Genomic DNA, 24,114 nt, shown 5'->3' on the forward strand with positions numbered 1-24,114 from the left:
GCGTGTTTCCGGCGTGTGACATCTCAAAAGGTTTGAAGTCAGACCATTGACAGTGAAGGAGTCGAGTCGCCAGAATCGCTGCACACGCTCCCTCCACTGAAAGCAGGCAGCACTCCATGAGCGAATCGACAAAGGCGCCCGACTCACACCCGATCGACGACGACGCCGCAGCCCTGGCCGCCCTGGGCTACAAGCAGGAACTGCACCGGGGGATGTCGGGGTTCAGCAACTTCGCCGTCTCCTTCTCGATCATCTCGATCCTCGCGGGATGCATCACCTCGTACGCGATCGCCCTGAAGTCCGGCGGCCCGTCCGCCATCAACATCGGCTGGCCGCTCGTCGGCGTCTTCGTGCTCATGGTCGCGCTCGCGATGGCCGAGGTGTGCTCGAAGTACCCGACGGCCGGCGGCCTCTACTTCTGGGCCGGACGGCTCGCGAAGCGGAACAAGCGCCAGTGGGCCTGGACGGTCGGCTGGTTCAACTTCCTCGGCGAGGTCGCGGTCACCGCCGCGATCGACTTCGGCGCGGCGACCACGATGATGGCGTTCGCGAACCTGGTCTGGGGCGTCGAGGTCAACCCGTTCAACACCTTCGGGCTCTTCGTCGTGCTGATCGTGATCCATGGTCTGCTCAACACCTTCGGCGTCAACCTCGTGAGCCTCCTCTCGAACGTCTCCGCCTGGTGGCACATCGTCGGCGTGCTCATCATCGTCGCGGCGCTGTGGATCATGCCCACGCAGCACCAGTCGGTCGGCTGGACCTTCACCGGCTTCTATAACGGGACCGGCTGGTCGTTCGCACCGTACGTGTTCCTGATGGGTCTGCTGATGGCGCAGTACACGTACACCGGGTACGACGCCTCGGCGCACGTCGCGGAGGAGACGAAGAACGCCTCGATCGCGGCGCCCAAGGGCATCGTGATGAGCGTCGTGATCTCGATCGTCGGCGGCTGGATCCTGCTCTACTCGATCACCGCGGCCATCCAGGACTCGTCGGACAAGGGCATCGACAAGCTGCTCGGCAGCGCGACCGGCCTTCCTCCCGCCCAGATCTTCCTCGACGCGCTGAACAACCCGACGATGGCGAAGTTCCTGCTGTTCATCGTGTGCGGCGCCCAGTTCTTCTGCGGCATGGCCTCGGTCACCGCGAACTCGCGGATGAGCTACGCGTTCTCCCGCGACAACGCGATCCCCGGCTCGCGTCTGTGGGCCAAGGTGAACCCGCGCACCGGGACGCCGACGAACTCGATCTGGCTCTGCGTCGCGCTCTCGATCATCCTGACCGTTCCCGCGATGTGGAACCTGACGGCCTACCTCGCCGTGACGTCGATCGCGGTCATCGGGCTCTACATCGCGTACGTCACCCCGGTCTTCCTGCGCCGCCTCGACAAGAGCTTCGTGCCCGGGCCGTGGAACCTCGGACGCTGGAGCGGGATCGTCGGCTGGATCGCCGTCGTGTGGGTCGTGATCATCATCATCCTGTTCGTGCTGCCGCCGGTGAACCCGATCACCATCGACACGTTCAACTACGCGCCCATCGCGGTCGTCGTGGTGGCGCTGCTCGCGGCGGTCCTGTGGTTCGCTTACGGAAAGCGCGACTTCATGGCTTCGAGCGTCGAGGCCGAGCACCTCACGGTGGCGCCCGAGCAGCTGCTGGAGGAATGATCCCCGAATGACCGACACGATGGACTCTCCTCTGGTGGATGCCGCGCTGCACCCGGTCCGGGGCCACATGGCCTTCGAGAGCTGCGTGGAGCAGCTGGGATCGGCGATCCGGCTCGGGATCTTCCGGGTGGGGACGAAGCTTCCGGGCGAGCGCGAGCTCGCCGAGAAGCTCAACGTCTCCCGCGCCACCCTGAGAGAGGCCATCAGCGCCCTCCGCGCCGCCGGGCTCGTCGCCACGACCCGGGGGCGCGGAGGGGGCACGGTCGTCCAGCCGGCCACGGAGCAGTGGCCGGCGGACCAGACCCCGCCCCGCCGGGCCGAGATCGACGACGTGATCGTGTTCCGCTCCGTCATCGAACCCGGTGCCGCGTACCGCGCGGCGCTGACGCCCCTGGACGAGGCGCAGCGTGCTCTGCTCGCCGACAGCCTCGCCGACCTCGCGGCCGCGCAGACCCCGTCCGACTACCGGCAGGCCGACGCCCGCCTGCACCTGGCGATCGCCACCGTATGCGGATCCGACGAGCTCTCCCGCAGCTGCAGCGAGGTGCAGGTGCGGATCCATCAGCTGCTCGCCGAGATCCCCTTCCTCAAGACCAACATCGACCACTCCGAGACCGAGCATCGCGCGATCGTCGCCGCGATCCTGGACGGCGACGCCGACCGGGCCCGCGACATCATGACCGCGCACTGCGATGCCACCGCTGCACTCCTCAAGGGCCTTCTGAAGTAAAGGACACCGCCGCAATGACCACCTCCGATCTGAGCACCCCTGCCCGCAACGACCGCATGCTCACCGTCGAGCAGCTGCGCGGGAGCATCCGGGACGGATCCGTCGACACCGTGATCCTCGCGTTCACCGACATGCAGGGGCGCCTGCAGGGCAAGCTCCTGCACGCCCGCTTCTTCCTCGACTCGGTGCTCGGACACGGCACCGAGGGCTGCAACTACCTGCTCGCCGTCGACGTCGACATGAACACGGTCGACGGCTATGCGCACGCCTCGTGGGCGGACGGCTACGGCGACATGGAGTTCGAGCTCGACCTCGCGACCATCCGGCCGATGCCCCACCGCCCCGGCACCGTGATGATCCAGTGCGACCTCGCAGGCACCGGCGGAGACCCTGTGCGGGTGTCGCCGCGCGAGATCCTGCGCGCGCAGACCCAGCGGGCCGCCGCGCACGGCTGGAAGGCCCTCGCCGGCACGGAGCTCGAGTTCGTGATCTTCAACACCCCCTACGAACGCGCCTGGGACAGCGGCTACCGCGACCTGGAGCCGGCCAACCGCTACAACGTCGACTACTCGATCCTCGGTTCCACGCTCGTCGAGCCGCTGCTGCGGGAGATCCGCAACACCATGTACGCCTCCGGCCTGAACGTGGAGTCGGCCAAGGGGGAGTGCAACTTCGGTCAGCACGAGATCGCGTTCCTCTACGACGAGGTCATCACCACGGCGGACAACCACGCCTACTACAAGACCGCGTCGAAGGACATCGCACGCCAGCACGGGCAGTCGATCACCTTCATGGCCAAGCCGAACCAGCGCGAGGGCAACTCCTGCCACGTGCACATGTCGCTGCGCGGCAAGGACGACGACGCGCTCGTGTTCTGGGATGCGGAGCGCGGAACCCGCTCCGCCCTCTACGACCACTTCATCGCCGGGGTCCTGGCGACGATGCGGGACTTCACGCTCTTCTACGCCCCCAACATCAACTCCTACAAGCGCTTCGTGAAGGGGTCGTTCGCCCCGACCGCGATCGCCTGGGGCATCGACAACCGCACGAGCTCGGTGCGCCTGGTCGGGAAGGGGGCAGGCGCCCGCATGGAGAACCGCCTCCCGGGCGGCGACATGAACCCGTATCTGGGCCTCGCGGCGATGCTCGCCGGCGGCCTCTACGGCATCGAGCACGAGCTCGCGCTCGAGCCGGAGACCCGGGGCAACGCCTACGAGTCCGGGGCGCCGACGGTGCCGTCGACGATGCGCGAGGCGCGTGAGGCCCTCGCGCAGTCCGCGATCGCGAACGAGGTGTTCGGCGAGGACGTCGTGCAGCACTACGTGAACTATGCCGACGTGGAGATCGCCGCCTTCGACGCGGCCGTCACCGACTGGGAGCTGCGCCGCGGCTTCGAGCGGCTGTGAACGCGTTCATCGGAGACTTCGAAAGGCTGTGGGCATGAGGATCCCTTCTTCCCGATTCGGCGCGGGCGGCGCCTTCACCGTCCTCAACCCGGCGACGGGCCGCCCCGTGGCGGACGTGGGTCTCGCCGATCTGGGCGAGACCGATGCGGCGATCGCGCGCGCTCATCGCGCCTACCCTGCCTGGCGCGCGGTCGCGCCGGGGGAGAGGGCGCAGCTGCTGCGGTCGTTCGCCGCGGTCGTGGAGGCGCACATCGACGAGCTCGCCGCGCTCGAGGTGGCCAACGCGGGCCACACGATCGGCAACGCCCGCTGGGAGGCCGGCAACGTGCGCGACGTGCTGAACTACTACAGTGCGAGCCCGGAGCGGCACTTCGGCAAGCAGATCCCCGTGCCCGGTGGCATCGACGTGACCTTCCACGAGCCGCTCGGCGTGGTCGGCATCATCGTGCCCTGGAACTTCCCGATGCCGATCGCCGGCTGGGGGTTCGCCCCCGCGCTCGCCGCAGGCAACACGGTGGTGCTCAAGCCGGCCGAGCTCACCCCGCTCACCGCGATGCGCCTGGGTGAGCTCGCCCTCGAAGCGGGCCTCCCCGAGGGCGTGTTCACCGTGATCACCGGCAAGGGCAGCGTGGTCGGCGATCGCTTCGTCACCAACCCGCTCGTGCGCAAGGTGTGCTTCACCGGGTCGACCGAGGTCGGCAAGGGGATCATGCGCGGCTGCGCGGATCAGGTCAAGCGCCTCACGCTCGAGCTCGGCGGCAAGAACGCGAACATCGTGTTCGACGACGCGGACCTGGAGGCCGCGGCTGCGGCGGCCCCCGGGGGCGGCCTCGACAACGCCGGCCAGGACTGCTGCGCACGCTCGCGGATCCTCGTCCAGGAGACGGTCTACGAGCGGTTCCTCGAACTGCTGCAGCCCGCGGTCGAGGGCTTCCGCGTGAAGGATCCGACCGCCGAGGACGCGGAGATGGGACCGATGGTCTCGGCCGCGCAGCGCGATGCGGTCGCCGCGCACCTGGACGGCGCGGACATCGCGTTCCGCGGCCAGAGCGGTGCGGGCGCGGACGGGGACGGCGGATTCTGGCTCGCACCCGCGGTCGTGCTGCCCCGGGACGCCGCGGACCCCGTCTGGTCCCAGGAGCTGTTCGGCCCGGTGCTCGCGGTCATGCCATTCCGCGACGAGGCCGACGCGATCGCCAAGGCCAACGACACCGAGTACGGACTGAGCGGATCCATCTTCAGCCGGGACATCGGTCGCGCCCTGCGCGTCGCCCGCGGCGTGGAGAGCGGGAACCTCTCCATCAACTCGCACTCCTCGGTGCGCTACTGGACCCCGTTCGGCGGGTTCAAGCAGTCCGGACTCGGGCGCGAGCTCGGACCCGACGCGCCGGACTCCTTCTCCGAGGTGAAGAACGTCTTCATCTCGACGACGTACTGAACCCCTCCCCACACAGCGAAAGGCAACACAGGAATGGGAAAGCTCGAAGGCAAGGTCGGCGTCATCACCGGCGGCTGCAGCGGCATCGGACTGGCGACGGCGAAGAAGTTCGTCGCGGAGGGTGCGAAGGTCGTGATCGGCGATCTCGACGAGACCAACGGCTCGCGCATCGCGGAAGAGCTCGGCGGTACGTTCGTGAAGGTGAACGTCACCGACCAGGCCGAGGTCGAGAACCTGTTCAAGGTCGCGCACGACACCTACGGCCGCATCGACATCGCCTTCAACAACGCCGGGATCTCGCCCGCCTCGGACGACTCGATCCTGAAGACCGGCATCGAGGCGTGGAACCTCGTGCAGGACGTGAATCTCACCAGCGTCTACTACTGCTGCAAGGCGGTGCTGCCCTACATGCTGGAGCAGGGCAGCGGATCCATCATCAACACCGCGTCGTTCGTGGCGATCATGGGCGCGGCGACCTCGCAGATCTCGTACACGGCGTCGAAGGGCGGCGTGCTCGCGATGACCCGCGAGCTCGGTGTGCAGTTCGCCCGCAAGGGGATCCGCGTGAACGCGCTGTGCCCCGGCCCGGTGAACACGCCGCTGCTGCAGGAGCTGTTCGCGAAGGACCCGGAGCGCGCCGCACGGCGTCTCGTGCACGTCCCGATGGGGCGCTTCGCCGAGCCGGAGGAGATCGCGAACGCCGTCGCCTTCCTCGGCAGCGACGAGTCGAGCTTCATCACCGCGATGGACTTCCTCGTCGACGGGGGGCTCTCGAACGCGTACGTCACGCCGCTGGATTCGGACTTTGACTGACCCTTCGACGGGCTCGGGGACCGTGACTCCGATCATCGGGCTCACGACCTACCGCCAGGCCGCAGACTGGGGCACCTGGCGGCAGGTCGAGGCCGATCTGCTGCCGAGCGACTACGCGCGCTCGATCGAGCGCGCCGGCGGGATCCCCGTCCTGCTGCCGCCGGTCGCCGCCCCGGACGCGGCCGCCGACGTGCTCGCCCGGCTCGACGGCATCCTCATCGCGGGGGGCGCCGATGTGAACCCCGAGCGCTACGGCCAGCAGCCCGATCCGAGCGTGGTGCGCTGGTACGACGACCGCGACGCCTGGGAGCTCGCGCTCCTGGCCGAGGCGGAGCGGATCCGGCTGCCGCTGCTCGGGATCTGCCGGGGCATGCAGCTCATGGCCGTGGCGTCCGGCGGTGCTCTCGTGCAGCACCTGCCCGACGTCGTGGGGCACGACCGGCACGCCGGCGGACCGACCTCGTACGGCACGGCCGAGGTGCGCGTGGACGCGGAGGGCCGGGTCGCGGAGCTGGTGGCGCCGGAGCTCACGGTCCCCGTGCACCACCACCAGGCCGTCGCGCAGCACCCCGGCTATCGTGCGGTCGCCCACGACACGGACGGCGTGCTCCAGGCGATCGAGGGGGAGGGGGATCGGTTCGCGGTCGGGGTGCAGTGGCATCCCGAGACGCACGACGACCCCGCTCTGTTCGACGGATTGGTCGCCGCGGCGCGGGAGCGCGTGCAGAACCGGGGGCACGGCTAGACTCGTCCGAGCACGACCGAGCAGGAGAGACGTGGCGAAGAAGACGAAGGACGACACCCCGATCGGGCCGACCGGCCGTCCCTACCAGGGATTCCCCATCCCCGCCCCGCTGAAGGCGCATGGCCCTGCGCGCATCATCGCGCTCTGCAACCAGAAGGGCGGCGTCGGCAAGACGACCACGTCGATCAACCTGGCGGCGTCGCTCGCCGAATACGGACGCAAGGTGCTCGCGGTGGACTTCGACCCGCAGGGCGCGCTCTCCGCCGGTCTTGGGATCCCGACGCACGACATCCCCACGGTCTACGACCTGCTGCTGGACACCAAGCGCGACGCGCACGACGCGATCGTGCACACGGGCGTCGAGGGCCTCGACCTCATCCCGGCCAACATCGACCTCTCCGCGGCCGAGGTGCACCTGGTGAACGAGGTCGCCCGGGAGACCATCCTCTCGCGCGTGCTGCGCCAGGTGGCCGGGGAGTACGACGTCATCCTCATCGACTGCCAGCCGTCGCTCGGGCTGCTCACGGTCAACGCCCTCACCGCGGCCCACGGCGTGCTGATCCCGCTGGAGTGCGAGTTCTTCGCGCTGCGCGGCGTCGCCCTGCTCATCGAGACCATCGACAAGGTGCGCGACCGGCTCAACCCGTCGATCCAGCTCGACGGCCTGCTCGCCACGATGTACGACGCGCGCACGCTGCACTCCCGCGAGGTGCTGGAGCGGGTCGTCGAGGCGTTCGGCGACGACGTGCTGGAGACCGTGATCGGGCGCACCGTGAAGTTCCCCGACGCCTCGGTGTCGGGCGTGCCGATCACCGAGTTCGCGCCGGAGCATCCCGCCGCACAGGCGTACCTGCGACTGGCCCGGGAGCTGGTCGCGCGTGGCGCCGTCGCCTGACACGGCTCCTGAGCCTGTCGAGGGGCCGGCCGCCGGCAGCGGGACGGGACTCGAGCCCGATACCGGGTTCCGGGTGTCCCTCTCGAACTTCGACGGGCCGTTCGACCTGCTCCTCACCCTCATCTCGAAGCATGAGATGGACATCACCGAGGTGTCGCTGAGCAAGGTGACCGACGAGTTCATCGCCTACCTGCGCGAGCTCGGTCCGGACCCTTCCACGGGCTCAGGGGCCGATCTCGACGAGACGAGCGAGTTCCTCGTCGTCGCCGCGACGCTGCTCGACATGAAGGTCGCCGGCCTCCTGCCGCAGGGCGAGCTGGTCGATGCGGAATCCGTCGCCCTCCTCGAGGCCAGGGATCTGCTGTTCGCGCGTCTGCTGCAGTACCGCGCGTTCAAGGAGGTCTCCGCGTGGTTCGCGCGCAGCCTCCAGTACGAGGACCGGCGGCACGCCCGCGCGGTACGCCTCGACGAGAAGCACCGTGCGCGCACCCCCGAGCTGGTCTGGACGCTGACCGCCTCCGACTTCGCCACTCTCGCGCTGCTGGCGTTCGCTCCGAAGGAGATCCCGACCGTCGGCCTGGACCACCTGCACGCGCCGCTCGTGAGCATCCGCGAGCAGGCGGCGATCGTGGTGACCCTGCTGCGCAGCGCGGAGTCCGTCACCTTCCGCGAGATCGTCGCGGGCGCCACCGAGCCCGGGATCGTGGTGGCGCGTTTCCTGTCCGTGCTCGAGCTGTACCGCCACGCCGCGCTCAGCTTCGAGCAGCTCGAGCCGCTCGGCGAGCTGACCCTGCGCTGGTCGGCGGAGCACTGGTCCGACGAGATGCTGGCGACGTTGGGAGCCGACTATGACCGATGACCGATCGACGGGGGCCGTGCCGGTGACGGACGGGCCGACGGACGAGGTCCGGGCGGCGACCGCCGAGGCGCCCCTGACCGAGCGCCTCGAGGCGATCCTGCTCATCATCGAGGAGCCGCACAGCCTGGTCTCGCTCGCCGCCGCCGTGGGCGCACCGGTGCCCGCCGTGCGGCAGGCGATCGAGTCGCTCGTCGACGAGTACGACGGCCGGGGCCAGGGGCCGCGTCGCGGCTTCGAGCTGCGCGAGGTCGGCGGCGGCTGGCGGCTGTACGTGCGCGAGGACTACGACGACCTCGTCGCGGACTTCGTCGGCGGCCAGGCGCCCGCAAGGCTCTCGCAGGCCGCGCTCGAGACGCTCGCCGTGATCGCCTACAAGCAGCCCGTGACCCGCAGCCAGGTCGCATCGATCCGGGCCGTGAACGTCGACTCCGTGGTGCGCACGCTGGTGGGACGCGGTCTCATCACGGAGCTCTTCCAGGACTCCGAGACCGGCGCGATCAACTACGGCACGACCGACCTGCTGCTGCAGAACCTCGGCATCAACTCGCTCGACGAGCTGCCGCCGATCTCCCCGCTGCTCGACGACGGCTCGGAAGGATTCACCGAAAGGGCATGATGACTGAACTTCCTGATGGCGTGCGCCTGCAGAAGGTGCTCGCGAACGCGGGCGTCGCCTCGCGACGCGTGATCGAGCAGTACATCGTCGAAGGACGGATCCGGGTGAACGGATCCGTCGTGACGGAGCTGGGGACCCGGATCGACCCCGAGAAGGACCTCGTCGACGTCGACGGCACGGCGGTGCAGCTGGACACCGGCAAGCGCTACGTGATGCTCAACAAGCCCACCGGCGTGGTCTCGTCGATGAAGGACGAGAAGGGGCGCCCGGATCTGCGCCGCTTCACCCGGGAGTACGAGGAGCGCCTCTACAACGTCGGACGCCTGGACGCGGAGACCAGCGGCCTGCTCATCCTCACGAACGACGGCGACCTCGCGCACGTGCTCGCGCACCCGTCGTTCGGCGTGACCAAGGTCTACATCGCGAAGGTCGACGGGCGGGTCACCCCGCAGACCATCGCGAAGCTCACGCGCGGGATCGAACTCGAGGACGGCCCCATCGCCGCCGACAAGGCGCGCCTGCTGGACGCCTCGGCGGGCTCGGCAGCCGGAGGCGGATCCAGCCTCGTCGAGCTCACCCTGCACTCCGGACGCAACCGCATCGTGCGCCGGATGCTCGCCGCTGTCGGACATCCGGTCACGGAACTCGTGCGCCGCCAGTTCGGCCCGCTGCACCTGGGAACCCTCCCGGCGGGGAAGTCGCGCGAACTGACTAAAATCGAACTCGGCGCGCTTCTGACCCTGTCGCGCCAGGAATCCCCCGCGGGCGGCGCTTCAGATCCTACGAGCCCGCGCGGAGACGCACAGGAGAACGAGTGAGCGACACGAGCAGGACGCCCCTCGAGCGCGCCGCGAGACTTTCCGGAACCGTCCGGATCGTCGGCGCGGGGCTGCTCGGCGCCAGCATCGGGCACGCGCTCACCGCGAAGGGCGTCGATGTCGCGCTCTCCGACACGTCGCCGGCGCAGCTGCGCCTGGCCATCGACTACGGAGCGGGTCGCGCAGCGCGGGACGACGACGCCCCCGCGCTCGTCGTCGTCGCCGTGCCGCCGGACGTCACGGCCGACGTGATCGAGGCCGAGCTGTCGCGCTACCCCGACGCCGTGGTGACGGATGTCGCGAGCGTCAAGCTCGAACCGCTGCGTGCGCTGCGCGAGCGCGGCGTCGACCTGACGCGCTACATCGGATCCCACCCGCTCGCCGGACGCGAGCGCGGGGGAGCGATCTCCGCACGCGCCGACATCTTCATCGGCCGCCCCTGGGTGGTGTGCCGCGACGAGGAGACGCGTCCTGCGGATCTCGCTCTCGTGGAAGGGCTCGCGCTCGATCTCGAGGCGATGCCGCTCGAGATGACCCCGGAGGAGCACGACCGTGCGGTGGCGCTCACCTCCCACGTGCCCCAGGTCGTCGCGAGCCTGCTCGCCGCGCGCCTCGCCGACGCCGAGGACGGCTCGCTCCGCCTCGCCGGACAGGGAGTGCGCGACACCACGCGCATCGCCGCGTCCGCGCCCGAGCTGTGGGTGCAGATCCTCGGGGCGAACGCCGCTCCCGTCGTTTCGGTGCTCGACGCGCTCGCCGCCGACCTCGCCGACGTCGCGGACGCGCTGCGCGATCCCGACCGGGCGGGCTCCCGGCGCACGGTCGCCGAGACCATCCGGCACGGCAACGAGGGCGTCGAGCGACTGCCGGGCAAGCACGGCCAGAACCGCCGATTCGAGTCGTTCGTGGTCATGATCGACGACACCGCGGGCCAGCTCGGACGCCTGTTCGGCGAGCTCGGCGAGCTCGAGGTCAACGTCGAGGACCTGCGCCTGGAGCACTCTCCGGGCGCGCAGTTCGGTCTCGCCGAGATCAGCGTCGCTCCCGCGGCGCTGCGCGGTGCGGTCGAGGGACTGGAGGCCAGGGGATGGCGGATTGCGAGCATGCCGGATGACTGACTCGACCTCGAACTCCGGGACCGCGACGCCCTTCATCGTCGCGGTCGACGGACCCGCTGGATCCGGGAAGTCCAGCGTCTCCAAGGCCGTCGCGCGACGCCTCGGCTACGGCTTCCTCGACACGGGGGCCGCGTATCGCGCACTGGCCTGGCACGTGCTGGACCGTGGCGCGGACACCGCGGACGAGGACGCGGTGCTCGCGGCTGCCGCGGACTTCCCCTTCCGTCAAGGACTTGATCCCGACGACCGTCTCGTGCACGTCGGCGATGTGGACGTCACGACGGCGATCCGCGAGCCGCGGGTGTCGGGGGCGGTGAGCGGCGTCGCGCGCGTGCCCGCCGTCCGCGTGCAGGTGAACGACGCGTTCCGACGCATCGTGCGCGAGTCGGACTACCCCGCCGTGGTGGTGGAGGGGCGCGACATCACGACCGTCGTCGCCCCCGACGCACCGGTGCGGATTCTGCTCACGGCGGCGCCCGAGGTGCGCGCCGCACGGCGGGCGGCGGAGCTCGATGCGGAGGACGCGGCCGCGGTCGCGGCGGCGCTGCATCGGCGCGACGCCAAGGACAGCGCGGTGGTGGACTTCCTCACCGCCGCAGAGGGCGTGGAGGTCGTGGATTCGACCGACCTCGACTTCGACCAGACCATCGACGCCGTGATCGCGGTGATCGAGAGATGTGCGCCCGAGGCGCAGCGAGGAGCCGATCATGGCTGACGAAGAGTACGAAGGCGGCGAGGACCGCCTCGCCGAGAAGCTGGACGCGATGGACGAGGAGCTCGTCGAGTCGCGCGCCGCGACTCTGCGCGCCGGCCTCGAGGACTACGAGCTGGACGACGAGGACGCCGAACTGCTGGCCGGCCTCGTCGGTGGCGAGGACGGCATCGAGATCCTGCCGGCGCTGCCGGTGGTCGCGATCGTCGGCCGGCCCAACGTCGGCAAGTCCGCGCTGGTGAACCGCATCCTGGGCCGCCGCGAAGCAGTGGTGGAGGACACCCCGGGGGTGACCCGCGACCGCGTCACGTACAAGGCCGAGTGGATGGACCGCCGCTTCACGCTGGTCGACACCGGCGGCTGGGAGCCCGACGCCAAGGGCATCGACCGCTCGGTCGCCGCGCAGGCCGAGGTCGCGATCGACCTCAGCGACGTGGTGCTCTTCGTCGTCGACGCGATGGTCGGGGCCACCTCGACCGACGAGCACGTGGTGAGGCTGCTGCGCAAGAGCGGCAAGCCGGTGTTCCTGGTCGCGAACAAGATCGACGACGCCCGGCAGGAGCCCGAGGCCGCGGCGCTGTGGAACCTCGGTCTCGGAGAGCCGTACCCGGTGTCCGCGATCCATGGTCGCGGAGTCGCGGACCTGCTCGACGCGATCATGGAGAAGCTCCCCGAGGTCTCCGCGGTGGCGAAGCAGGAGATCGGCGGACCTCGTCGCGTCGCGATCCTGGGGCGTCCGAACGTGGGCAAGTCGTCCCTCCTGAACAAGGCGGCGGGGGAGGAGCGCGTGGTCGTCAACGACCTCGCCGGCACCACCCGCGACCCGGTGGACGAGATCGTCGAGCTCGGCGGCAAGATGTGGCGCTTCGTCGACACCGCCGGCATCCGCCGCCGCGTGCACCTGCAGCAGGGCGCGGACTTCTATGCGTCGCTGCGCACCTCGGCCGCGCTGGAGAAGGCCGAGGTCGCTGTGGTCGTGCTCGATGTGAGCCAGCCGATCAGCGTGCAGGACCTCAACATCATCGACCTGGTGCTCGAATCGGGCCGGGCGCTCGTGCTGGCGTTCAACAAGTGGGACCGCCTGTTCGACGACGACATGGAGAACCAGGACCGCCGGCGGTACCTGGAGCGCGAGATCGAGCAGGACCTGGCGCACGTCGCCTGGGCGCCCCGCGTGAACATCTCGGCCAAGACGGGCCGTCACCTGGATAAGCTCGTGCCGGCGCTGGAGACCGCGCTGGAGAACTGGGACCGCCGCATCCCCACCGGCAAGTTCAACGCCTTCCTCACCGAGCTCGTGGCCGCCCACCCGCACCCGCTGCGCGGCGGCAAGCAGCCGCGGATCCTGTTCGGCACCCAGGCGTCGACGCGACCGCCGACATTCGTGCTGTTCACGACCGGCTTCCTGGACCCGGGCTACCGCCGGTTCATCCAGCGGCGCCTGCGCGAGCTGTACGACTTCGAGGGCACGCCCATCGTGATCAACATGCGGGTGCGCGAGCGCCGGCAGCGCTGAGGCACGCGGCCCGCGTCGCTCAGGCGATGCGGGCCGGGCGCACCATCGCGGTGCGATCGGGTTCGGTGAACCCGTACTGCCGGTACAGGCCGTGCGCATCGCTCGTGAACAGCGTCCAGCGCATGTCCGCACCGGGACCGTCATCGATCATGAGCTGCATCAGGCGCTTGCCCAGACCGTGGCCGCGGTGCTCGTCGAGCACGTAGACGTCGGCGAGGTAGGCGAAGCCGACACCATCCGAGACGGCGCGGGCGAAACCGACCTGCGCGCCGGTGTCGGTGCGGTACACGCCGACCATCCGCCACGCGTTCGCGATCTGCGTTTCCACGTCGGCGCGGGTGCGCCACCGGCCCCAGTACGCCTCGGTCGAGAGCCACTCCCACACCGCGTCGACCTGGATCCGCGTCGGGTCGTCGTCGAGTTCGTAGGCGTCGGATTCCTGGGCTGCGCTCATGTGCACCATTCTTGCAAGGGCCGGGGCGCCCGGCCGCCGCGAGCCGTCGGCGTCGTGTCTGCAACTTGCCGTCGCACTCGGCCACCGCTCGACGGCGTGTGAAAGGCTGGAAGAGTGACGATCGTTCCCCCCGCTCCCGGCGAACCCCGGCGCCCGTTCGGGCCGCTCGATTCGGGTGACGCCTGGGTGGTGTCGCCGACGGGAGAGCGCTACTGGGGGCGGTTCGGCGCGGCGGGTCTGCTCGCCTACGATCCCGACCGCGGAGTCCTGCTGCAGCACCGGGTCGCCTGGTCCCACCACGGCGGGACCTGGGCGCTCCCGGGCGGCGCGAAGCACGCCGACGAGTCCGCGCGCGAGGGGGCGATCCGAGAGGCGCAGGAGGAGGCCGGTGTTCCCGACGGCGCCGTGCGGGCGCGGTTCGAGAGCGTGATGGATCTCGGCATCTGGAGCTACACGACCGTCGTCGCCGACGTGGTGGTGCCGTTCGAGCCGGTGATCAGCGATCCCGAGAGCCTTGCGCTCGAGTGGGTGCCCGTCGACGAGGTCGACGCCCGGCCGCTCCACCCCGGTTTCGCGTCGGCGTGGCCCGAGCTGCGTGCGCTGCTGACCGTACGCCCCGTCGTGGTGGTCGATGCGGCGAACGTGGTCGGATCCGTTCCCGACGGCTGGTGGAAAGATCGCGCGGGCGCGACCGCGAGACTGCGCGACCGTCTCGACGTCTGGGCCCAGCGCGGGGTCGAGGCGTCGCGCGTCGCCCTCGACTCCACGCGCTGGCACCCGCGCGTGGTGCTGGTCACCGAGGGGGCGGCCAGGGACGTCGCCGATCCCGAGGATCGGGACGACGTGGCGTGCGCCGTGGAGATCGTCCGGGCGCCGGCGGCGGGCGACGACAGCATCGTCGCGGTCGTGGCAGAGCACGTCGCGGCCGGGGACCGGGTGTTCGCGGTCACGAGCGATCGCGGCCTGACCGAACGGATCGAGGCGCTGCCGGGTGACGGAGACCCCGCCGAAGTGCGCCCCGTGCGGTGGCTGCTCGATCAGCTCGACCAGGTGCCCGTCGCGGAATCGTCGGTGCCGACCGCCGGGAACTGAGCAAGTCGGCCGGCGTTCAGCCCGTCGGGTGAGCGCGGTCATGTGAACATGACCCGTCGCGGCGGGTGGTCGTCATAGCTGCGGCCGAGTGGGCTGGTCCAGCGCACGGCGCCGTCGGGGAGCTGATGCGCCGTCCAGCGCAGGACCTCGTGCAGATCCGGATGCTTGAGCGGATGGTGGCTCGGACAGAAGTCCGCGAGGTTCGATGGCTCGGTCCGCCCGCCCTTCGCGTAGTCGTGGTTGTGGTCGATCTCGCATCGCGTGACGGGGATCGGGCACCCGGGGAACCGGCAGCGCTGGTCCCGCGCCCGGAGGAGTCTTTTCATCGCCTCCGTCGGCGTGTAGCGGTCGACCGCGGTGATGACTCCCTCCGGGTCCAGGAACAACCGGTTCCACCCGGTAACGGTTCGTGCGAATTCCCGGGCGATGTCGGGAAGCAGCGGGCCGTGCCCGTCGAGCTCGGCGAGCCGCTCGTCCTCGCCGGTCAGCGTTGTCGCCGCAACGGTGACCTGCACCGTGGCGCGGATCGAGTCCGGGCCTGCGCCGAGCACGTCCGAGGGATCGGCGGCGAGAAGCAGGTCGACGAGCGCGTCCGCCTCGAGCTGCGCTCCGGTGCGACCGCCTGTTGCGGGGAAGAGCTCGTCAGAGGCCGACCGTTCCTCGCGATCGGCGCCGTCAGGGATCATGGAAGCCGCATCGGGGGAAGGCGATGCCGAGGCCTTACCCGGAGCCCTGTCCCGCGATGTCCCGGTGATCGCTTTGGCGACACGGCGCAGCCGGTCCTTGATGGCGACCGCATACACCTCGGGCAGCACAGCCGTGAGCAGAGCCATGCCCTCGTCCAGGGGGCGTACGGTCACGCAGCGTTCGTCGAGGGCCCTGCGGTGCCGCTCGCTCAGCGATCCTCCCGCGATGACCGCGGCGATCTGCCGGGCGGTCACTCGGGTGCGCGTTGGGGAGTCCCGCTCCGCTACGGCGAGGCATGCCTGCTCGTAGGTCACGAACGCCGCCGCGTCGATGCGCCGATTGCGTACCGCATCGCGGACCGGATCGGATGCCGACAGGATCGCCCGTACGTGCTGCACCGCGATCGTTCCGCGCCGCAGCGCGTCATGCACACCGGGGAAGTGCATCGACAGTGCCTCGGCATCGGCGAACGCGCTCTCCACGGCGCCGGATCCGATGTGACCGGCTGCGGCGTACTCGGCGATCATCGAACGGCGCGCCATGTCTCGATGCACGGGGTGTTCCGCGACATCCTGATCGAACAGCGCCGCTCGTGTGGCGAGCAGATCCGCTGCCTCCGCCTCGAGGCGGGCGATCCGGGCCCGCTTCGCCACCCACGCGTCCAGCAGCACGGTGCGGTCTGCGACCGGTGGGCGCGTGTGTCGTGGCATACCGCAAGCTTAGAACATGCGTTCGAAAGTGTGGGATGCCCTGTGGATAACTCGCCAGCCGTGGTCAGGGAGATTCGCGGCCGCGGAGACGATCGATGTCGCGCCGTTCCCGCTTGGTCGGCCGACCCGCCCCGCGGTCCCGCAGGCCTGCCGCGGCGACGGGGTCGCGTGGCGGCGTGCGGTCCTCGGCCGCGACGGCGGCCAACGGAGCGCCCACGCGCTTCACGAGCGTCTGCCGCACGATCAGGATGCGGTCGAAGCCGCTGATCCGGATCCGCAGCTCGTCGCCGATCTTCACGGTCTGCGCTGCCTTCACACGGTCCCCGTTGAGGCGCACGTGTCCCGCGCGGCAGGCGGTGGTCGCCGCGGAGCGGGTCTTGAACACGCGCACCGCCCACAGCCAGCTGTCGATGCGGACGGGCCCGTTCGCCCACGGTTCGGCGTTCATGCCATCGCCTCCCGAGTGTCGTCGGCTGCGGGGCGCCGGGCGTCGACGGCGTCCCTGCCGTGGCGGAGAGCGCGGAGGGCGCCCGCCACGATCAGACCCTGGCCGATCGCGTAGGTGACCATCACCGCGGGGCTGGTCCAGTCCGGCATGGCGGCGGGGAGGAACAGCCGGAAGGCGAGGATCGTGTCGCTGGAGAGGAAGAAGGCGCCGCCCCACGCGATCATCGATCCGCAGCGCGCCGACGTCGCCGCGGTTCCGGCGAGCACGACGCCGTAGGCGCCGACGGCCGCGAGCAGCGACCCAGTGTGCGGCCCGAGCACCATGATCATCAGCAGCCACCAGAGCACGAAGACCACGGTCCACAGCGGGAGGCGTCGCACGCGCAGATGACGCAGGAAGAGCGCGATGTAGGCGAGGTGGGCGAGCCCGAAGAACCCCAGCATCAGCGACAGCTCCGGGGCGAAGGGGAAGAACAGCCCGGCCTCGTCGCCGAGCCACGAGAAGAACAGCGCCGCGAGCAGCAGCATCACGGCCGCGCGCGGGGCGAGGGATTTCCAGGCCAGCAGCACCGGCAGTGCGAGCAGCGGCATCAGCAGCGCCTTCGTCGGCGTCGTCAGCGGCCCGTGCGTCGCGTTCGAGGCGACGTGGATCAGTGACATCGCCAAGTACGGGATGAACGGCCACAGGGCGCGAAGTCGGGTGCGGCTCTGCATCCCTCCATCGTAGGAGCGTGGTGCCTTGCGCTCGGACGGATTCGGATTCACGCGCCGGTCAGGAGGCGAGATCCAGAGCGACCAGCGGGCGCCCTGAGCGCAGTTCGCCGACGACCGAGAAGCCGGCGCCCACGAACGTGGACAGTGCTCCGTGGAACAGGTCGTTCGACGACACCTTCACCGCGGCGGTGTCGACCGGGTAGCCCTCGACGAGGCGCGCGCCCGCACCGCGGGCGTAGTCGACGGCGGCTGCGAGCAGTGCCGCGTTGAGCCCCTTGCCGCGATGGTCGCGCCGCACCGAGAAGCAGGTGACGGCCCAGACGCTGCCGTCCTCGAACGGCTCCTGCGTGGCTGCGGCGATCGCACGCGTGTACGCCAGACGCGCCTGCGCGGGGCGCGGACCGATGCGGATCCAGCCTGCGGCCTCGCCGTCGACGTACGCGACGATGCCCGGCGGGGGACCGTTCGTGATCTCGTCGCGCAGGATCTCGACGCGCTGCTCCTTGGTCGTGGCGTTCCAGTCCTTGTTGCGCAGCAACGGCCAGACGCACTGGCAGGAGGCGCCGTCGCCTCCTCCGGTGAGGGCCCGCTGCACGTCATCCCACTCCGTGGGCGTCGCTGCCTTCGTCGTGATCGTGGTCATGCCGTCGACCCTACGCGCGGCCGCCGACATCCGCGCCGCGCCCGGGACTGCACCGGTTCGCGGAGCCCCCGGGAGTCGGCTACGATGGGGGAGTTGCCCGCGCTCCGGCGCGGTCGTCCACGGGCTGTGGCGCAGCTTGGTAGCGCACTTGACTGGGGGTCAAGGGGTCGCAGGTTCAAATCCTGTCAGCCCGACAGAAAAGCCCCGGCGGATCTCAGGATCCGCCGGGGCTTCGTCGTTCCCGGCGGCGGATTCCGAGCCGCGCCAAACCTTCGCCGGTGAGACTTGATCCGGTCATCGCCAGTGCGACCGATGGCGTGTTGAGCAGCCTTAGGAGGCCGTCGGCTGCGACCGGCTCTGAACGCCGCGCGCCTCCCATGGCGTCACGCGCGCCGTGCGAGGCGGCGCTTGACTTTGCCCCGTGGGGCAGGGTTTACCGTCGTATCGGGAGGTGAAGCGGGATGCGTATCGGTGAGTTGGCACGGCTGGCCGGAGTGACGACGAAGGCTGTGCGCTACTACGAGAGCCTGGGGCTGCTCGTGCCGCACCGCCTGCCGAATGGCTACCGCGACTACGACGAGGGCCACCTGCGTGTGGTGATCGAGATCCGCGAGCTTGCGGCGACCGGGATCTCCGCCCGGCAGGCGGCGCCGTTCGTCGAGTGTCTGGGGCTGGGCCACGAGCATGGCGACGATTGCGTATCGTCGCTCGCTGCGTATCGCGACAGCATCGCCGAGATCGACCGGATCGTCGCCATCCTTCACACCAGACGGACACACCTCGTGGAACGTCTCGAGGAGAGCGCGTCCCGCACATTCACGAAGGAGAAGCCGTTGACGGACTATGTGACTCTGCCCGCAGGTCTTCCCGTGCCCCAGGACGATGGAGCCGCGGCTCACCTGCCCGGACTCGGGATGCCCTCGATCGATTTGCCGGCAGGCGGTGGAGGCGTCGTGCGTCTGGGGGATCTCGGTTCCGGACGGACCGTGATCTATCTCTACCCGCTCACCGGACGGCCGGGCTCAGACCTGCCGGAGGGCTGGGACTCGATCCCGGGCGCACGTGGCTGCACCACCGAGGCCTGCGACTTCCGCGACCACCACGACGAATTGCGCGATGTCGGCGTGGAAGCGGTCTACGGGCTCTCCAGTCAGGCGACCGCATATCAAGCGGAAGTCGTGGATCGGCTCCGGTTGCCGTTCGAGATGCTCTCCGACGAACATTTTCAGCTCGCCGATGCCATGGACCTGCCCACCTTCCGCGCTCCCGGGCATGAGCGGCTCTATTCTCGGCTGACCCTCATCGTGCGGGACGGGCGCATCGAGCATGTCTTCTATCCGATCTTCCCGCCCAACACTCACGCACAGCAGGTCCTGGACTGGCTCACGCAGAACCCGACCTGAGCCGCGCATGGCGGTGTGACCGCGACAAGGGCGCGGGTCGCAACCTGATCCTGGAAGGCGGCGTGTAGAACCTCCTCGGCCGCCGCTCCGCGCGACAAATGTATACGTAAGTCGAAATCTCCGTCAGTATCGTGCCGCCGACCGGGATTTGTGTATACAATAACCCTCGTGACCATCATCGCCGAAGGGATGCGCGCGGGGGAGTTCGCCTATCGCGCGCTGCTCGAGGAGATCCAGTCCGGATCCCTCCCCGCCGGCACCGTGCTCGGCGAGGTGGAGCAGGCGGAGCGGCTCGGCGTGAGCCGCACGCCGCTGCGTGAGGCGCTGCGCCGGCTGACGGCGGACGGGCTCGTCGAGCAGCTGTCGCCGCGGGTGACCGTGGTCGCGGCGATCGACGCCGACGACATCCGCGACCTGTTCGTGCTGCGCCGCGCACTGGAGGAGACCACGGCACGCGCCGCGGCCACCGCACCCGGCAGGGAGGAGTTCGGCGCCCTCGCCGACCGCTTCGCCGAAGCCGCCCGCTCTCTCGACGATGAGGAGTCCCGCGCGCGCTACTACGCGCTCATCGCCCGCTTCGACGAGGCGCTCGACGCAGCCGTCGGCAACGACTACCTCACCGCGGCGCTGCGCACCGTGCGCACCCACCTCGTGCGCGTGCGCCGCATGGCCAAGGACAAGCCCGACCGCCTGGCCGCGAGCGCCGCCGAGCACCGTCTTATCGCCGAGGCGATCTCCTCCGGCGACGGCGATCTCGCTGCGCACGCCACCCACGTCCACCTGCACAACGCGCTGGCGAGCATCCTCGACTCGCTCGGCGACGCAGGCACCCATTCCACGACCGAAGGAAAGAAGGCCGGAGCATGACCGTCACCCACCACCTCCGCGTGCACCGCAGCGACGAGCAGCTCGCCCGCGAGGGGCAGCTCGCCTGGCGCATCGCCGAGATCGCGGCCGACCCGGTCGAGGTCGACGCCGACGTCGTCGACATGATCATCAACCGCGTCATCGACAACGCCGCCGTCGCCGCCGCCTCTCTCACCCGCGCGCCTGTCAGCGCCGCGCGGCAGCAGGCGCTCGACCACCCGGTCTCCGTCAACGGGACCGGATCCACGGTGTTCGGCTGCGCGCTCGAGCGCCGCACCAGCCCGGAGTGGGCGGCATGGGCGAACGGCGTGGCGGTGCGCGAGCTCGACTACCACGACACCTTCCTCGCCGCGGAGTACTCGCACCCCGGCGACAACATCCCGCCGATCCTCGCCGTCGCGCAGCACGTCGGCGCGGACGGGCGGGCACTGGTCCGCGGGATCGCGACGGGCTACGAGATCCAGGTGGATCTGGTCAAGGCGATCAGCCTGCACGCGCACAAGATCGACCACGTCGCGCACCTCGGCCCGTCGGCTGCGGCCGGCATCGGCACCCTGCTCGGCCTGAGCATCGAGACGATCTATCAGGCGGTGGGCCAGGCACTGCACACCACCACCGCCACCCGTCAGAGCCGCAAGGGCGAGATCTCCACCTGGAAGGCGCATGCCCCCGCGTTCGCCGGGAAGATGGCGGTCGAGGCCGTCGACCGGGCGATGCGCGGCGAGACGTCGCCGAGCCCGATCTACGAGGGCGAGGACGGGGTGATCGCCTGGATGCTCGACGGTCCCGACGCCTCCTACGACGTCCCGCTGCCCGCCGACGGCGAGGCCAAGCGCGCGATCCTCGACACGTACACGAAGGAGCACTCGGCGGAGTATCAGGCGCAGGCGTGGATCGACCTCGCCCGCAAGCTGCACCACGAGCGCCCGGAACTCGCCGACCCGGCGAACGTCGAGTCGATCGTGATCCACACCAGCCACCACACCCACTACGTGATCGGCTCCGGGGCGAACGATCCGCAGAAGTACGACCCGCGGGCCTCGCGCGAGACGCTGGATCACTCGATCCCGTACATCTTCGCGGTGGCGCTCCAGGACGGCACCTGGCACCATGTCGACTCCTACGCGCCCGAGCGTGCGCAGCGCGAGGACACCGTGGCGCTGTGGCACAAGATCACCACGGCGGAGGACGAGGAGTGGACCCGCCGGTACCACTCGATCGACCCCGCCGAGAAGGCGTTCGGCGGCCGCGTCGAGATCCGCCTGACGAACGGCGAGACCGTGACCGATGAGATCGCCGTCGCCGACGCGCACCCCCTCGGCGCCCGCCCGTTCGCCCGCGAGGACTACATCCGGAAGTTCCGGATCCTGGCGGAGCCGGTGCTCGAGCCGGCCGAGATCGAGCGCTTCCTCGAGCTCGTGCAGCGTCTGCCCGAGCTCACGGCCGAGGAGGTCGGACAGCTGTCGATCGTGGCCGCTCCTGGCGTCCTCGCCTCGGCGCCCGCCCCTCGGGGGCTGTTCTGATGAGGCGCTTGGACACGACGCAGGAGATCCTGCCGTCGACGGCTGGATCCGGGCGGAACGTGACGGCATCTCCTGCGTTGTGTTCCGTGGCCCGGCGTGACTCGGGGGTGAACTGATGCTGTACTCCACGACTCCGGCAGCGGAGAAGCGGCGGATCCTGCGCGAGCGGCTCGCCGCGGGGGAGCTGCTGCGCTTCCCCGGGGCGTTCAACCCGCTGAGCGCCCGGCTGATCGAGCGCAAGGGCTTCGACGGCGTCTACATCTCCGGGGCGGTGCTCTCGGCGGACCTGGGGCTGCCCGACATCGGCCTGACCACGCTCACCGAGGTGGCGGGACGCGGGCAGCAGATCGCCCGGATGACCGAGCTTCCCGCGATCATCGATGCCGACACCGGCTTCGGCGAGCCGATGAACGTCGCCCGCACGATCCAGACCCTGGAGGACGCGGGGCTGGCCGGCACGCACATCGAGGACCAGATCAACCCGAAACGCTGCGGTCACCTCGACGGCAAGGCCGTGGTGGACGAGTCGACGGCGGCCAAGCGGATCCGCGCCGCGGTCGACGCCCGGCGGGATCCGAACTTCCTCATCATGGCGCGCACCGACATCCGCGCCGTGGAGGGCATGGACGCCGCGGTCGACCGGGCCAAGGCCCTCGTCGACGCCGGGGCGGACGCGATCTTCCCGGAGGCGATGCGCACGCTCGCCGAGTTCGAGCGGATGGCTTCCGAGCTCGACGTCCCGATCCTGGCCAACATGACCGAGTTCGGCAAGAGCGAGCTGTTCACGACGCAGCAGCTGAAGGACGCGGGCGTCAGCATCGTGATCTGGCCGGTCTCGATGCTCCGGATCGCGATGGGCGCCACCGGGCGCGCGCTGGATACCCTGAACGCGGAGGGGCACCTGACCTCCACGCTCGGCGAGATGCAGCACCGGTCGGATCTGTACGACCTCATCGACTACGAGTCCTACAACCACTTCGACACGAACGTCTTCAACTTCACCATCGACAAGGAGCTCGGTCTCTGAGATTCTCGGAGACCGCGCACGAAGGAGTGACATGAGCGACCCCGACATCAAGAAGGGCCTCGCGGGCGTCGTCGTCGACACGACGGCGATCTCGAAGGTCAACCCCGAGACGAACAGCCTGCTCTACCGCGGCTACCCCGTGCAGGAGCTGGCGGCGACGCAGCCCTTCGAGGCGGTCGCGTATCTGCTCTGGCACGGCGAGCTGCCCACGCCCGAGCAGCTGGCGGCGTTCGAGGCGCAGGAGCGCGCGTTCCGCCCGCTCGACCCGCGTACGGTGGCGCTGCTCGACCTCATCCCCGCCGAGGCGCACCCGATGGACGTGCTGCGCACCGCGGTCAGCCAGCTCGGCACCTTCGATGCGAGCCTGAACCGCCCGGGCGGCTGGACCGACCGCGATCTCGACTTCGGACGCTCGGTGTACCTGCTCGCCCAGATCCCGACGATCGTCGCCGCCGTGCAGCGCCGCCGCTGGGGTCTTGCGCCGATCCCGCCGCGTGCCGATCTCGACTACTCCACGAACTTCCTCTGGATGACGTTCGGGGTGCTGCCGTCGGCCGCCGCCGTGGACGTCTTCCGGATCTCGATGGTGCTCTACGCCGAGCACTCCTTCAACGCCTCCACGTTCACGGCCCGCGTGATCGCGTCCACCACGTCCGACCTGTACTCCGCCGTCGTCGGTGCGATCGGGGCGCTCAAGGGACCGCTGCACGGCGGCGCGAACGAGGCCGTGATGCACATCTTCGAGGAGATCGGATCCGCCGACCGGGTCGTGCCCTGGCTCGACGACGCGCTCGCCCACAAGCGCAAGATCATGGGGTTCGGCCACCGGGTCTACAAGCGCGGCGATTCGCGGGTTCCGACCATGAAGGCGGCCCTGGACCGGCTCATCGCCGACTCGGGGCGGACGGATCTGGCAGAGCTGTATGCGACCCTCGAGTCCGAGTTCGTCGCGCGCAAGGGCATCTACCCGAACCTCGACTACCCGTCCGGCCCGGCGTATCACCTGCTCGGCTTCGAGACCGAGATCTTCACCCCGCTGTTCATCGCGGCGCGCGTGACCGGGTGGACCGCCCACATCATGGAGCAGGCAGCGTCCAACGCGCTGATCCGCCCGCTGTCCGCCTACGACGGCGTGCCGGAGCGGCACATCGACGGCTACGTCTCCGATCCGGCCGAGATCGACACGGCGCAGCGCGCCGAGGAGAAGGACTGAGCGG

General features: G+C 69.9%; 24 protein-coding genes and 1 tRNA gene. 20 read left to right on the forward strand and 5 right to left on the reverse strand.

Annotated elements, in window-relative coordinates:
- Positions 1-116 precede the first annotated feature (116 nt).
- From NFX31_RS06405 to der, 13 genes are read left to right on the forward strand one after another with little or no spacing between them, the layout of a single operon-like run.
- Positions 117-1,664, forward strand: coding sequence for an amino acid permease (locus NFX31_RS06405; RefSeq protein WP_045249725.1), 1,548 nt, complete (start codon positions 117-119; stop codon positions 1,662-1,664).
- Positions 1,665-1,671: 7 nt separating this feature from the next.
- Complete coding sequence (locus NFX31_RS06410) at positions 1,672-2,394, forward strand: FadR/GntR family transcriptional regulator (protein WP_262957028.1); 723 nt, start codon at positions 1,672-1,674, stop codon at positions 2,392-2,394.
- Between the two features lie 14 nt (positions 2,395-2,408).
- Positions 2,409-3,800 carry a glutamine synthetase family protein gene (locus NFX31_RS06415; RefSeq protein ID WP_262957029.1) on the forward strand — a complete coding sequence of 464 codons (1,392 nt, stop codon included), beginning with the start codon at positions 2,409-2,411 and terminating at the stop codon, positions 3,798-3,800.
- A 34-nt stretch (positions 3,801-3,834) separates the two neighbouring features.
- Positions 3,835-5,238 (forward strand): aldehyde dehydrogenase family protein, encoded by a 1,404-nt coding sequence (locus NFX31_RS06420; RefSeq protein WP_262957030.1) that lies wholly within the window; start codon positions 3,835-3,837, stop codon positions 5,236-5,238.
- 33 nt (positions 5,239-5,271) lie between these two features.
- Entirely contained in the window at positions 5,272-6,051 is a 780-nt protein-coding gene (locus NFX31_RS06425; protein WP_262957031.1) for a 3-oxoacyl-ACP reductase, read from the forward strand.
- A gap of 22 nt (positions 6,052-6,073) precedes the next feature.
- Positions 6,074-6,796, forward strand: a complete 723-nt coding sequence (locus NFX31_RS06430) for a gamma-glutamyl-gamma-aminobutyrate hydrolase family protein (RefSeq protein WP_262957032.1) — start codon at positions 6,074-6,076, stop codon at positions 6,794-6,796.
- Between the two features lie 31 nt (positions 6,797-6,827).
- Positions 6,828-7,691 carry a ParA family protein gene (locus NFX31_RS06435; RefSeq protein ID WP_045249729.1) on the forward strand — a complete coding sequence of 288 codons (864 nt, stop codon included), beginning with the start codon at positions 6,828-6,830 and terminating at the stop codon, positions 7,689-7,691.
- Positions 7,675-8,550 (forward strand): segregation and condensation protein A, encoded by an 876-nt coding sequence (locus tag NFX31_RS06440; protein ID WP_091475593.1) that lies wholly within the window; start codon positions 7,675-7,677, stop codon positions 8,548-8,550. The genes NFX31_RS06435 and NFX31_RS06440 overlap by 17 nt, the downstream gene beginning before the upstream one ends.
- Positions 8,540-9,166, forward strand: a complete 627-nt coding sequence (scpB, locus tag NFX31_RS06445) for an SMC-Scp complex subunit ScpB (RefSeq protein WP_045249731.1) — start codon at positions 8,540-8,542, stop codon at positions 9,164-9,166. The genes NFX31_RS06440 and scpB overlap by 11 nt, the downstream gene beginning before the upstream one ends.
- The gene (locus NFX31_RS06450; protein WP_045249732.1) at positions 9,166-9,984 is read left to right on the forward strand and encodes a pseudouridine synthase; all 819 of its coding nucleotides are present in this window, start codon (positions 9,166-9,168) and stop codon (positions 9,982-9,984) included. Before scpB ends, NFX31_RS06450 begins: the two co-directional genes overlap by 1 nt.
- Complete coding sequence (locus NFX31_RS06455) at positions 9,981-11,102, forward strand: prephenate dehydrogenase (RefSeq protein WP_045249733.1); 1,122 nt, start codon at positions 9,981-9,983, stop codon at positions 11,100-11,102. Before NFX31_RS06450 ends, NFX31_RS06455 begins: the two co-directional genes overlap by 4 nt.
- Positions 11,095-11,817, forward strand: a complete 723-nt coding sequence (cmk, locus tag NFX31_RS06460) for a (d)CMP kinase (RefSeq protein ID WP_262957033.1) — start codon at positions 11,095-11,097, stop codon at positions 11,815-11,817. The genes NFX31_RS06455 and cmk overlap by 8 nt, the downstream gene beginning before the upstream one ends.
- The gene (der, locus tag NFX31_RS06465; RefSeq protein ID WP_045249735.1) at positions 11,810-13,330 is read left to right on the forward strand and encodes a ribosome biogenesis GTPase Der; all 1,521 of its coding nucleotides are present in this window, start codon (positions 11,810-11,812) and stop codon (positions 13,328-13,330) included. Before cmk ends, der begins: the two co-directional genes overlap by 8 nt.
- Before the next feature lie 19 nt (positions 13,331-13,349).
- Here the strand turns inward: der and NFX31_RS06470 are convergent, their stop codons facing one another.
- Positions 13,350-13,784 carry a GNAT family N-acetyltransferase gene (locus tag NFX31_RS06470; RefSeq protein WP_262957034.1) on the reverse strand — a complete coding sequence of 145 codons (435 nt, stop codon included), beginning with the start codon at positions 13,782-13,784 and terminating at the stop codon, positions 13,350-13,352.
- Positions 13,785-13,898: 114 nt separating this feature from the next.
- On the opposite strand from NFX31_RS06470, the gene NFX31_RS06475 reads away from it, so the two are divergent.
- Positions 13,899-14,876 carry an NUDIX domain-containing protein gene (locus tag NFX31_RS06475; protein ID WP_262957035.1) on the forward strand — a complete coding sequence of 326 codons (978 nt, stop codon included), beginning with the start codon at positions 13,899-13,901 and terminating at the stop codon, positions 14,874-14,876.
- 38 nt (positions 14,877-14,914) lie between these two features.
- Here the strand turns inward: NFX31_RS06475 and NFX31_RS06480 are convergent, their stop codons facing one another.
- The 4 genes from NFX31_RS06480 to NFX31_RS06495 form a co-directional block, all read right to left on the reverse strand.
- Positions 14,915-16,273, reverse strand: coding sequence for an HNH endonuclease signature motif containing protein (locus NFX31_RS06480; RefSeq protein ID WP_045249738.1), 1,359 nt, complete (start codon positions 16,271-16,273; stop codon positions 14,915-14,917).
- Positions 16,274-16,337: 64 nt separating this feature from the next.
- Entirely contained in the window at positions 16,338-16,721 is a 384-nt protein-coding gene (locus NFX31_RS06485) for an RNA-binding S4 domain-containing protein (protein ID WP_045249739.1), read from the reverse strand.
- Positions 16,718-17,434: a lysoplasmalogenase family protein gene (locus NFX31_RS06490; RefSeq protein WP_262957036.1), complete on the reverse strand. Its 717-nt coding sequence runs from the start codon at positions 17,432-17,434 to the stop codon at positions 16,718-16,720. The genes NFX31_RS06485 and NFX31_RS06490 overlap by 4 nt, the downstream gene beginning before the upstream one ends.
- 58 nt (positions 17,435-17,492) lie before the next feature.
- Complete coding sequence (locus tag NFX31_RS06495; protein ID WP_262957037.1) at positions 17,493-18,077, reverse strand: GNAT family N-acetyltransferase; 585 nt, start codon at positions 18,075-18,077, stop codon at positions 17,493-17,495.
- A gap of 120 nt (positions 18,078-18,197) precedes the next feature.
- Between NFX31_RS06495 and NFX31_RS06500 the strand changes: the two genes are divergently transcribed.
- The 6 genes from NFX31_RS06500 (at position 18,198) to NFX31_RS06525 (ending at position 24,110) form a co-directional block, all read left to right on the forward strand.
- Positions 18,198-18,271 (forward strand) — tRNA-Pro (locus NFX31_RS06500).
- A 267-nt stretch (positions 18,272-18,538) separates the two neighbouring features.
- Positions 18,539-19,480, forward strand: coding sequence for a MerR family DNA-binding transcriptional regulator (locus tag NFX31_RS06505; protein ID WP_262957038.1), 942 nt, complete (start codon positions 18,539-18,541; stop codon positions 19,478-19,480).
- A gap of 189 nt (positions 19,481-19,669) precedes the next feature.
- Positions 19,670-20,347 carry a GntR family transcriptional regulator gene (locus tag NFX31_RS06510; RefSeq protein ID WP_262957196.1) on the forward strand — a complete coding sequence of 226 codons (678 nt, stop codon included), beginning with the start codon at positions 19,670-19,672 and terminating at the stop codon, positions 20,345-20,347.
- Positions 20,344-21,870 (forward strand): MmgE/PrpD family protein, encoded by a 1,527-nt coding sequence (locus NFX31_RS06515; RefSeq protein WP_262957039.1) that lies wholly within the window; start codon positions 20,344-20,346, stop codon positions 21,868-21,870. The genes NFX31_RS06510 and NFX31_RS06515 overlap by 4 nt, the downstream gene beginning before the upstream one ends.
- 115 nt (positions 21,871-21,985) lie before the next feature.
- On the forward strand, positions 21,986-22,897 hold the full coding sequence (prpB, locus tag NFX31_RS06520; RefSeq protein WP_262957040.1) for a methylisocitrate lyase: 912 nt from the start codon (positions 21,986-21,988) through the stop codon (positions 22,895-22,897).
- 31 nt (positions 22,898-22,928) lie between these two features.
- On the forward strand, positions 22,929-24,110 hold the full coding sequence (locus NFX31_RS06525) for a bifunctional 2-methylcitrate synthase/citrate synthase (RefSeq protein WP_045252409.1): 1,182 nt from the start codon (positions 22,929-22,931) through the stop codon (positions 24,108-24,110).
- The last annotated feature ends 4 nt before the right edge of the window (positions 24,111-24,114 follow it).

Origin of the sequence: Microbacterium azadirachtae (genome assembly GCF_025583665.1) — a bacterium.
GTDB lineage: Bacteria > Actinomycetota > Actinomycetes > Actinomycetales > Microbacteriaceae > Microbacterium > Microbacterium azadirachtae.